This is a genomic window from Streptomyces cyaneochromogenes (assembly GCF_003963535.1).
In the GTDB taxonomy this organism is placed as follows: domain Bacteria; phylum Actinomycetota; class Actinomycetes; order Streptomycetales; family Streptomycetaceae; genus Streptomyces; species Streptomyces shaanxiensis.
The window spans coordinates 246,109-258,336 of sequence record NZ_CP034539.1; the positions used below are offsets into that span (position 1 = coordinate 246,109).

Below are 12,228 nucleotides of genomic sequence, written 5' to 3' on the forward strand. Positions count from 1 at the left end.
TCAGAGCCGGTCCGCGAGAAATCGGCCGATCCGGGCCACATGGCGGGTGTCCGTCATCAGATTTCCGTGGTCCGAGTCTATCGGGCAGATCTCGATGGATCCGCCCACCAGGGGTTGCCACAAGCTGACATTCAGCAGGGTTTCCCGGTGTTCCTCCGGTTTGCGTTCCGCGGAGACGAAAAGCATGTCCCCGTCGAAGAACTGCGGCCGAAAACGCCGCATGATCCGGACATTGTTGACGTAAACGTCCTTGATGGCCAGGACGTCCTGGGTCTCCAGGTGATCCAGATGCGCCATGGGGTGATTTCCGGCTTGCAGGAACTCCCGGAAACGCACCAGCACGCCTTCCTGGTCTGCTATGAGCTCGTCCGTGTCGACCGTGAATCCCATGGCCTGGAGATTGCTCGCCACAACCTCGTGCTCCACCGGGTCGGAGGTGTCGGTGTGCTCCCCGGGCGGATACGAGTCGAGGATCGCCAGCATCGCGACCTCCTCCCCCTCTGCCCGCAGCCGGACGGCCAGCGCCTGGGCGGTCAGTCCGCCGAAGGACCAGCCGGCGAGCCGGTAGGGGCCGCTCGGCTGGACGGAGCGGATGACGGCCAGGTAGTCCTCGGCCATGTCCTCCAGGGAGCCCGGCAGCGCGCCCGATCCCTCCGGACCGTCCAGACCGCGAGCCTGGATGCCGTAGACGGGGACATCGGCGGGGAGTTGGCGGACCAGTCCGGAGTAGCACCAGCTGAACCCGCCTCCGGGGTGCAGGAAGAACAGCGGCGTGGCGCCGCCTCGGCCGCGCAGCGGCAGCAGCGTGCCCGTGGCGCCGCGGTCCGTGGCCCGTACGTCCGCACCGGCTCCCGCGGTCAGCAGCCGGGCCAGTGCCGCCGGTGTCGGTGCGTCGAAGACCGACCGTACGGGAAGGTCGCCGCCCATCTCCTCGCGGATCCGGGCGACCAGTCGGGCGGCGAGGAAGGAGTGGCCGCCGAGTTCGAAGAACCCGTCGTCGGCGCCGACCTGTGGGAGGCCGAGGATGTCCGCGAACAGGGCGCACAGCGCCCGCTCCTCGGGCGTCACCGGCGGCCGGGATGCGGCGCCCGCCGGATACTCGGGCGCCGGGAGCGCGGCCCGGTCGAGCTTGCCGTTGGGGGTCAGCGGCAGTGCGCCGAGGGTGACGAATGCGGCGGGGACCATGTGGTCGGGCAGCTGCCGGGCGGTGTGCTCGCGCAGCACGGCGGGTTCGAGCACCGTGATGGGTGCCGCGCCCTTGGGACCCGTCCCGGCCCCGACGTCGGGGGCACCGTCCGCCGGGATCACGTAGCCGACCAGCCGCCGGTCGCCCGGCCGGTCCTCGCGGACGATCACGGCGGCCTGCGCCACCCCCGGCGCGCGGGTGAGGACCGCTTCGATCTCGCCGGGTTCGATACGGAACCCACGGATTTTGACCTGGTCGTCGGTGCGGCCCAGATACAGCAGTTGTCCGTCGCGGGTGCGGCGGGCCAGGTCTCCCGTGCGGTACATCCGGGTGCCGGGCGGGCCGTACGGGTCGGGCACGAACCGCTCCGCGGTGCGGTCGGGGCGGCCCAGGTAGCCACGGGCCAGCGCGGCCCCGGCGATGTAGAGCTCCCCGGGCACCCCGTCCGGCACCGGGTTCAGCCACATGTCGAGCAGCCGTACGGCGGTGTTGTCCAGCGGAGTGCCGATGGGTGGCGCGGGCGCCCACTCGGCCGGGGCGGCGGGCAGCCGGTGTGCGGTGACCACATGGGTCTCGGCGGGCCCGTAGTGGTTGTGCAGCCGCACTCCGGGCCGGGCCGCGCAGAAGGCGCGGATGGCACCGTGCGGGGTGAGCGCCTCACCGGCCTGGACCAGGTCCGTCAGGTGCGGCAGTGGCAGCCCCTGCGCCTGGGCGGCCTCGCACACGGCGTCGATGACCAGATTGGGCGCGTACAGCTCCTGGATGCGCCGCTCGTGCAGCCACTGGGCGAGCCGGGCCGGGTCGCGCCGTACGTCCTCGGGGCAGACGACCAGGGTCCGTCCCGACAGCAGCGCGGACAGTGTCTCCTGCACGGACACGTCGAAGCTGACGGCCGTGAACTGGGCGACCCGCCGGCCCGTACCGCCGCCCGGGAGTTCCCGCTCGTGCCAGTCCAGCAGGTTGGCCAGCGCCCCGGCGGGCATGGTCACGCCCTTGGGGCGGCCGGTGGAGCCGGACGTGTAGATGACGTACGCCGGATGTGCGGGGTGAAGTGGTGCGGTGCGTTCGGCGTCGGTGAGATCGCCGTCCGGGTGGGCGAGAAGCGCCGGATCGTCGACCGCGATGGTGCGGCGCGCGAACGTGTCCGGCAGGGCGGCGGCGAGGTCGCTCGTCGTCAGGACGAGGGCCGGGCGGGCGTCTTCGAGCATGTAGGTGATGCGGCCTGCCGGGTAGGCCGGGTCGACGGGCAGATAGCCCGCACCCGCCTTGAGGATCGCGACCAGGGCGGTGACCAGGTCGCCGGAGCGGGGCATGGCCACCGCGACCAGGTCCTCGGGCCCCACCCCGCGTTCGACGAGCAGCCGTGCCACACGGTTCGCCCGTGCGTTCAGCTCGCCGTAGGTGAGAACGCCCTCGGCGCTCTCCACGGCGACGGAGTGCGGGGTACGGGCGGCGGCCGTCTCGAACCGCACCGGCAGGGGAGCCTTCGGCACCGGGTGGGCGTGACCGTTCCAGCCGGCGAGCAGTTCGCCCCGCTCTGCTTCGGTGAGCAGCGGCACCTGGCCGATCCTGCGCTGCGGGTCCTCCGTCAGGGTGTCGAGCAGCCGCAGCAGCCGGGCGACGAGCCCCTCGGCGGTCTCCCGGTCGAAGAGGTCGGTGGAGAACTCCAGCCCGGCGCTGAGCCCGTCGTGCGCGCCGTCGGGGCCGTGGCGCTCGGCGAACGAGAGCAGCAGGTCGAACTTGGCGGTGGTGGTCCGCGTGCCCACGGACTCCACGGTGACACCGCCGGGCGTGGGTGCGTCGCCTCGCACGGCCGGCCGCTGCTCGGTGTTGTTGAAGGTGAGCATCGTCTGGAACAGCGGGTGCCGGGACTGCGACCGCCGCGGGTTGAGTGCCTCCACCAGCCGTTCGAACGGCAGGTCCTGGTGGGCGTAGGCGGCCAGGTCCGTCTCCCGCACCCGGGCGATCAGCTCGCGGAAGGTGGGGTTGCCGGAGGTGTCGGTGCGCAGCACCAGCGTGTTGACGAAGAAGCCGACCAGGTCGTCCAGCGCGTCATCGGTGCGGCCCGCGATCGGCGTGCCCAGCGGGATGTCGTTGCCCGCGCCCAGCCGGGTCAGCAGGGTCGCCACCGCCGCCTGGAGCACCATGAAGGGGCTGGCCTGGGTGGCGCGGGCGAGTGAGCGGACCCGTTCGTAGAGCGGTGCCGGGACCTCGTACCGCACCCTGTCCCCCTGGTGCGCCGAGCGCGGCGGCCGGGGCCGGTCGGCGGGCAGCGGGAGTTCGTCGGGGAGGTCGGCCAGGGTCCGCTTCCAGTAGGCGAGTTGGCGCGCGATCGGGCTGGACTCGTCGTCCTCCGAGCCCAGTACGGCCGCCTGCCACAGGCTGTAGTCGGCGTACTGGACCGGCAGCGGCCGCCAGTCGGGGGCGCCGCCGTCGGCCAGGCGGGCTGTGTAGGCGGCGATGAGGTCGCGGGCGAGCAGCGGGACCGACCAGCCGTCGCCCGCGATGTGGTGAACCAGCAGCACCAGCACCCGCTCCCGCTCACCCGTCTCCAACAGCCACGCACGCAGCGGGAGTTCTGCCGACAGTTCGAACGCGTACCCGGCCGCTTCCGCGATCCGGCGCTCCAGGTCCTGCTGGGTGACGGCGGGTACGAAGGTCAGCTCGGGCCGTGCCTCCTCGACGTGGCGCACGATCTGGTGCGGGCCCTCGGCGTCCTCCGCGAAGACCGTGCGCAGCGACTCGTGCCGGCCCGCGACATCGGCGAGGGCGTGCCGCAGCGCCGTACTGTCCACATCCCCGGTCAGTCGCAGCGCGAACGGAATGTTGTACGTCGGGCTGGGGCCCTCGAACCGGTGCAGGAACCACAGCCGGCGCTGGGCGAAGGAGGCCGGGACGCGGTCCGGGCGCGGTTCGGCGCGCTCCAGGGCGGCGCGGGCGGCGCCCGCCGTGCCGAGAACGCGGGCGAGCCCGGCCACCGTGGGCGTCTCGAACAGCTGCCGTACGGCGAGTTCGGCGCCCAGGACGGAGCGGATGCGCCCGGCGAGCCGGGTGGCGAGCAGCGAGTGCCCGCCCAGGTCGAAGAAGTCGTCGTCGATGCCGACGGAGGGGATGCCGAGCAGCTCCGCGAAGAGACCGGCGAGGATCTCCTCCTGCGGGGTGCGCGGGGCGCGCCGCACCGCCGTGGTCGCGGTGGCGGTGGCCTCCTCGGTGTCCGGCGCGGGCAGGGCCTTGCGGTCCACCTTGCCGTTGCCGGTCAGCGGCAGCGCGTCGAGGGTGACGAAGGCCGTGGGCACCATGTAGTCAGGCAGGACGGCCGCGACGTGCGCGCGCAGCTCGGCCGGGGACGGGGTGCTGCCGTGCTCCGGCACGAGGTGGGCGACCAGCCGCTTGTCCGCGGGGCGCGGCTCGTGGACGGTGACGACGGCGTGGGCCACGTCCGGGTGGCGCCCGAGCACGGCCTCGATCTCGCCGAGTTCGATGCGGAAGCCGCGGATCTTGACCTGCTCGTCGGCGCGTCCGACGTACTCTACGACGCCCTGCGCGTTCCACCGCACCAGGTCACCGGTGCGGTACATGCGCGCCCCGGGCGGTCCGTACGGGTCGGCGACGAACCGCTCGGCGGTGATGCCGGGCCGCCCCCAGTAGCCGCGCGCGAGGCCCGCCCCGGCGATGTAGAGCTCCCCGTCGGTGCCACGCGGCACGGGCCGCAGGCCGGGGTCGAGGACCACCAGCCGGGTGTTGTCCAGGGCGGTGCCGATCGGTACGGAGTCCGGCACCGGCTCCCCGCTGGGCAGCACGTGGCGCATCGCGAAGGTCGTGGTCTCGGTGGGCCCGTACACATCGGTCACCGTGGTGTCCGGGCAGGCCCGCATCACCCGGCGCATCGACTCGGCCGGGACCGCCTCGCCGCCCGTCCACAGCTCGCTCAGCCCGGCGAAGTGCTCCGGCGCCTCGTCGGCGACCAGCTGGAACAGGCCGGTGGTGAGGAACAGACCGGTGACGGCGTGCTCGGCGAGGGTCTTGCCGAGCAGTTCGGGGTCCAGGTCACCGGGCGGCGCGATCACAGCGGTGCCGCCGTTCAGCAGCGGCACCCACATCTCGTACGTCGAGGCGTCGAAGGCGTGCGGCGAGTGGACCAGGACGCGGGTGTGGGCGCCGCCGGCGAATGCGCGGTCGTGGGCGAGTTCGAGGATGTGCCGGTGGGTGGCGGCGACGCCCTTGGGGGTGCCGGTGGACCCGGAGGTGTGGATGACGTAGGCGACCCGGTCGGCGGGGATCGGGAGGTCGGGGCGCGGTCCGGGCTCGTCGAACGGGTCGTCGGCGTCGACCGTGACCCCTGTGAGCCCGAGCTCCTCGGCCAGGCCCATGTGCGCCCGGTCCGTCAACGCCAGGGAGACGCCTGCCAGTTGGGTAAGGGTGCGCAGCCGCTCCGCCGGGTCGCGGTGCCGCAGCGGGACGTAGGCGCCGCCCGCCTTGAGGACGGCGAGCACGGAGACGACGACGGCCGCGGAGCGGTCCATGAGGAGGGCGACCGGGGTCTCGGCGCCCACTCCGAGGGCGGTCAGCCGACGGGCCAGGGCGTCGGAGCGGGCGTCGAGGGCGGCGTAGTCCAGCGTGGCGGTGCCGTACTGGACGGCGACGGCCTGCGGAGTACGGGCCGCCTGCGCGCGGAAGGCCTCCGGGACGCTCATCGCCGGGACGGGGACGTCGGCGCCCTTGCCGAGGTCCAGTACGGCGTCGCGCTCGGCGTCGGAGAGCAGCTCGAGTCGGCCGGTGGGACGCGAGGGGTCGGCGGCGACCGAGCGCAGGAGGCGCACCAGCCGGTCCAGGAGGCCACGGGCGTCCGCCTCGGGGATCACGTCGGGCTGGTGGTCGAGGCGGAACCGCAGCCCGCCGCGGCCGACGGCGACGAGGGCGAGGGGGTAGTGGGCGGCGTCGCGGTTGCGGGAACCGGTGACCTTGAGTCCGCCGAACCCGGCGGGCCCCGCGCCCTCGGCACCGACGTCCAGCGGGTAGTTCTCGAACACCATGGTGGTGTCGAAGAGTTCACCCGCTCCGGCGAGCCTGCCCACCTCCGCCAGCGAGACCTGCTGGTGCGGTTGCAGCCGGGTCTGCTCGTCCTGCACCCGGGCGACCGTGTCCAGCAGCGGTTCGCCGGGGTTCAGCCGTACCCGTACCGGCAGGGTGTTGATGAACAACCCGACCATGGTCTCGACGCCGGGGATCTCCGGCGGCCGCCCGGAGACGGTCGCGCCGAACACGACGTCGTCCCGGCCGGTCAGCCCGCCCAGCACCACCGCCCAGGCGCCCTGCACCAGGGAGTTGAGGGTGAGGGCACGCTCCCTGGTCAGGGCCGCGAGCCTGTCGTACGTCTCCTGGTCCAGCTCGGTGTGCAGCCGTACCGGCACCCTCCTGGGCCGGCCGGCCCGGGGTGCCACCAGGGTGGGCCCGTCGAGTCCGGCCAGCGACTCGCGCCACGCGGCGAGCGCCGCCTCCTTGTCCTGGCTGGCGAGCCACCTCAGGTAGTCGCGGAAGGGCGGGACGCTGGGCAGCGAGCTGTCGTCGCCCCGGGTGGCGTACAGAGCGAGCAGTTCGCGCACCATCAACGGCCAGGACCAGCCGTCCAGCAGGATGTGATGGGTCGTCAGCACGAAGCGGTGACGGCCCTCGCCGAGCCGCATCAGCGTGAAGCGCATCAGCGGCGGCTTGCCGAGGTCGAAGCGGCGCAGCCGGTCCTCCTCCAGCGCCCGGTCGGCGGCGGCGACCCGCTCCGCCTCCGCAAGGCCGGTCAGATCCAGCTCCTCCCAGGGCAGCGACACCTCGTGCGGGATGAGCTGAACGGGACGCTGGACCCCCTGGAAGCGGAAGGCCGCGCGCAGATTGTCGTGTCGGCGCAGCAGGGTCCGGCAGGCGGCCTGTAAGGCGTCCGTGTCGAGCGGGCCCTCCAGGTCGATGGCGTCCTGGACGAGGTAGACGTCCGGGCCCGTCTCGTCGTACGCGCTGTGAAAGAGCATGCCTTCCTGGAGCGGGGCCAGCGGCAGGATGTCCTGCAGCCCTCCGGACTGGGCCCGGCGCGTGGGCTGGGTTGCCATTACAAGGTCCTCCACTCGTCTTCCAGCAGTTCGATCTCGTCCTGGCTGAGCAGGCTCAGTGAGACGTCGGAGACGGTCAGGCCGCCCGCGTCGGGGTGCTCGGCGTGTTCGGTGAGCGCTTCGAGAGCCTGGAACCACAGCTCGGCGAGGCGCTGGACCTCGGCCCGGTCGAGGATTCCGGCCGCCCAGGTCCAGGTGGCCACCAGCTCCGGACCGCGGGGCCCGTCGTCGGTACGGGCGTTGAGCTCCAGCGGGTGGGCGAGCGCCACCCGGGGGTCGGTGCCGCCGAGACCGCCTGCCGAGGCGAGCACGGTCCAGTCGGGGATGGCGGCACCGGCCGCGTCCTCGGCGCCGGTGACGCCGGCGACCGTGAAGCGCCCCAGGTAGTTGAAGGCCACCAGCGGCTCCGGGAGCTGAGCGAAGCCACCGACGGTGTCCGCGTTGAGGTGGCGCACCAGGCCGTAGCCCATGCCCTTGTCCGGTACGGCCCGCAGCTGCTCCTTGACCCGCTTGACGACCGCTCCGGCGGCCGGCCCGCCCGCGAAGGCGTCGGCGAGGTCGACGGAGCCGGGGTCGAGGCGTACGGGGTAGAGGCTGGTGAACCAGCCCACCGTGCGGGCCAGATCCGCCCCGCCGACGTACTCCTCCTCCCGGCCGTGGCCTTCGAGGTCCAGCAGCGCGCCGGTGCCGGTGCCCGATCCGCCGCCGCGCCGGCGCGCCCAGGCCAGCGTGAACGCGGCCAGCAGCACGTCGTTGATCTCGGCCGAGAACACCGACGGCACCCGGGTCAGCACCTTCTCCGTGACCGCCGTCGGGAGGGCCACCGTGAGGTGTTCCGCGGTGGCGTAGGTGTCCCGCGCGGGATCCAGCGCCCTACGCCCCAGCAGCGGGTCGCCGGGCCGCAGCACCTGCTGCCACCAGGCCGCCTCCGCCGCCCGGGCCGGCTTCGCCGCCTCCCGCGCCAGCCGCCGCGCCCAGCCGCGCAGGGAGGTGCCCACCGGCTGCAGCTCCGCCTCCCGGCCGGCGACGACGGCCCGGTACGCCTCCGCCAGGTCGGGAACCAGGATCCGCCAGGACACCCCGTCCACGACGAGGTGATGCACGAGCAGGAGCAGCAGGCCAGGAGTGTTCCCACCCCGGTCGAACCACACGAGCTGCAGGAACCGGCCCTCGGCCGGGTCCAGCCGCTCGCGGGCCGCCACCGTCTCCCGTCCGACGATCTCCTGCAACGCCTCGTCGTCCAGCCCGAGTTCACCGGCGGCCACCCGGTGGACGAGGGCGGAGGCGTCGAGAGCGCCCGGCTCCCGCACCTCCAGCCGCCACTCTGGGTGGGCGCCGTTCAGCACGGACCGCAGCGCGTCGTGATGGTCCACGAGTGCCTGCACCGCGGCCGTGAGGTGTTCCACGGTGAGGGTCGCGGGCACCTGGATCAGCCGGGACTGGTTGAACTGGTCCACCGGCCCGCCGAATCCGAGGAACCGCCGCATGATCGGCGTGAGGGGTACCTCGCCGATGCTCTCGCCCGGCTCCTCGACCGCCGCGTCGCCGGTCTCGGTGACGACCTCCGCGAGCGCGGCGACCGTACGGTGCTCGAAGACGTCCCGCACCGACAGTTCGTACCCGGCCCGGCGGGCGCGGCTGACCAGCTGGATCGACATGATGCTGTCGCCGCCCAGGTCGAAGAACCCGTCGTCGATCCCGACGTCACCCAGCCCGCCGAGCCCCAGCACCTCCGCGAACAGCCCGCACAGCAGCTTCTCCCGCTCGGTGCGCGGGCCGCGCCGCTCCGCCTGAGGCTTCCCGCCGAAGACGGGCGCGGGCAAGGCCCGGCGGTCCAGCTTGCCGTTGAGGGTGAGCGGAAGCCCGTCCAGGGCCACGAGCGCGGAGGGGACCATGTACTCGGGCAGCACAGCGCCCAGCCGGGTCCGCAGCACGTCGGGATCGGTGGCGGTGCCGGTGGCGGCGACCACGTAGCCGACGAGCCGCTTGTCCCCCGGCCGGTCCTCCCGGAGGATCACCGCGCACTGCGTCACCTCCGGCTGCGCCAGCAGGGCGGCCTCGATCTCGCCGAGTTCGATCCGGAAGCCGCGCAGCTTGACCTGGTCGTCGATGCGGCCCGCGTACTCCAGCCGGCCGTCGGCCAGCCGCCGCCCGGTGTCGCCGGTGCGGTACATCCGGGATCCGGGAGCACCGAACGGATCAGCCACGAAACGCTCGGAACTCAGCCCCGGCCGGCCGAGATAGCCCCGCGCCAGACCGGCCCCGACCACATACAACTCGCCGACCACACCGGCCGGTACGGGCCGCAGCCACTCGTCCAGGACGTACACGGCCAGATCCGGGATCGGTACGCCGATCACCGAACCCGCGGATGTGGCGGCGGTGACCTGGTCCAGGGCGATGTGCGTGACATGGACGGTGGTCTCGGTGATGCCGTACATGTTGACCAGCGACGGGGCGTCGTCGGCATGGCGTGCGTACCAGTCCGCGAGCCGCCCCGGCTCCAGCGCCTCCCCGCCGAAGACGACATGGCGCAGGGCGAGCCGGGCGCCCAGTTCCGGATCCTCCCGGTCGGCCGCCATGAGCTGGTAGAACGCCGACGGGGTCTGGTTGAGAACGGTGACCCTCTCATCCACCAGCAGCTTCAGGAACCGGTCGGGCGCGCGGCTGGTCTCGTACGAGACGACGACCAGCCGGCCGCCGTACAGCAGCGGACCCCACAGTTCCCAGACCGAGAAGTCGAAGGCGTACGAGTGGAACAGCGTCCACACGTCGTCGGAGCCGAAGCCGAACCAGTGGTCGGTCGCGTCCATCAGCCGGACCGCGTTGCCGTGGGGGACGACTACGCCCTTCGGGCGGCCGGTGGAGCCGGAGGTGTAGATGACGTAGGCCGTGTTGAGGGGACTGAGGGGAAGCCCCGGGTTGGTGTTTTCGGCGTGGGCCTGAGCCGCGTCGAGGAGTTCGGGCGTCACGGTCAGGATCGGCCGGGCGTCAGCAAGCATGTACGCGATGCGGTCGGCCGGGTAGGCCGGATCGACCGGCACATACGCCGCCCCCGACTTCAGCACGCCCAGGACGGCGACGACGAGGTCTGCGGTGCGCGGCATGCTCAGGGCCACGAACTTCTCGGGCCCCGCGCCGCGTTCGATCAGCAGATGCGCCAGACGGTTGGCCCGCGCGTTCAACTCGGCATAGGTCAGGGAGGTTTGCTCATCCGTGACGGCCAACGCATTCGGCGTGGCTGCGGCCTGCCGTTCGAACCGGGAGACGATCGTGTCGCCGGGCACGGCCGGGGTGTGCTCCGGTCCGGCGGTGAGTGCCCGGTATTCGGCCGAGTCGAGGACTTCCACCTCGCCGATATGGATGAGTGGGTCCGCGGCGAGGGCGGCCAGGACGCGTACGAAGCGGTCGGCGATGGCCTGTGCGGTGGACCGGTCGAACAGGTCCGTGCTGAAGTCCAGCGCGCATGCGAGCCGGTTCGGCCGGCCTTCGTCGGTGTCGGAGGTCTCGGCGAGCTCGAAGGACAGGTCGAACTTGGCCGAGGGCGCGCCGAGCGGGCGGCCGGTGACGGTGAGCCCGCCCGGACCGGTGTCCGCGGTGAAGGGACGGGTGGCGTTGTTGAGGTTGAGGACCGTCTGGAAGAGCGGGTGTCGGGCGAGGGAGCGTTCGGGGTTGACCACCTCCACGAGCCGCTCGAACGGCAGGTCCTGGTTGCCGTACGCGGCCAGGTTCTGCGTACGGACGCGGTCGATCAGCTCGGCGAAGGTGGGGTCGCCCGACGTGTCGGTGCGCAGCACCAGGGTGTTGACGAAGAACCCGACAAGCTCGTCGAGAGTGTCGTCGGTGCGGCCGGCGATCGGGGTGCCGATCGGGATGTCGTGGCCCGCGCCGAGCCGGGTCAGCAGGGCGGCCAGGGCGCTCTGGAGGACCATGTGGAGGCTGGCCCGGTGCTCCCGGGCGACCTTCACCAGCCCCTCGTACACACCGTCCGGCAGCTCGAAGGCGATGCGCTCACCCCGGTACGAGGCCGTGGCCGGACGCGGCCGGTCGAAGGGCAGTGCCAGCTCCTCGGGCAGCTCCGCCAGCGTGCTCGTCCAGTGGGCGAGCTGGCGGGAGATCTCGCTGTCCGGGTCGGACTCGTCGCCGAGGACATCGCGCTGCCAGAGGCTGTAGTCCGCGTACTGGACGGGCAACGGCTCCCGGGCCAGGGCCCGTCCGGTGGTGACGCGGGCCGTATAGGCCTGGGTCAGGTCCCGCACCAGGATGCCGCGCGACCAGGCGTCGCCCGCGATGTGGTGCGTGAGCAGGAGCAGGGTGCTGCGGTCGGCGCCCGGCAAGCGGAACAGCCAGGCACGGAGCGGGATTTCGGTGGTGAGGTCGAAGGCGTACCCGGCGGCGGCGCGCATCAGCCCGTCGACGGACTCGTCGTCGGCGGCTTCCACGATCAGCGGGGGCCGGGCCTGCTCCGGTGCGAGCACCACCTGGTAGGCACCGCCGCCCGCGTCGTCCGCGAAGACCGTACGCAGGCTCTCATGACGTCCGGCGACGTCCGCGAGCGCCCGCCGCAGCGCGTCCTCGTCGACCGGCCCGGTCAGGTTGAGGGAGACGACCATGTTGTACGCGGCGCTGGGCCCCTCCAGATGTTGAAGGAACCACAGCCGCTGCTGGGCGTGCGAGAGGGGCACCCTGGCCGGCCGCGCGGTACGACGCCGTACCCGGCCCCGCGCTGTCGTCGACTCATCGAGCGCGGTGGCGAGTTGAGCGACCGTGGAGGCTTCGAAGATCCGGCGTACGGGGAGTTCGGCGTCCAGGACGGTGCGGATGCGGCTGGCGAGTTTGGTGGCGAGGAGGGAGTGGCCGCCGAGGGCGAAGAAGTCGTCGTCGATCGTGACCGACTCCAGCCCGAGGACCTCGGCGAACAGGCCGGACAGGATCTCTTCGCGGGGC

Annotated in this window: 2 protein-coding genes (1 of these 2 only partly in view); both read right to left on the reverse strand. The window is 72.7% G+C overall.

Going from position 1 to position 12,228, the window contains the following annotated elements; all coding sequences use genetic code 11:
- On the reverse strand, window positions 1-7,281 hold the full coding sequence (locus EJ357_RS00975) for an amino acid adenylation domain-containing protein (RefSeq protein ID WP_126387698.1): 7,281 nt from the start codon (window positions 7,279-7,281) through the stop codon (window positions 1-3).
- Window positions 7,281-12,228, reverse strand: the end of a protein-coding gene (locus EJ357_RS00980; protein WP_126387700.1) for a non-ribosomal peptide synthase/polyketide synthase. The gene runs 15,425 nt beyond the window's last position; 4,948 of the gene's 20,373 nt are visible here — the last part of the coding sequence; its start codon lies beyond the right edge, outside the window; its stop codon occupies window positions 7,281-7,283. Before EJ357_RS00980 ends, EJ357_RS00975 begins: the two co-directional genes overlap by 1 nt.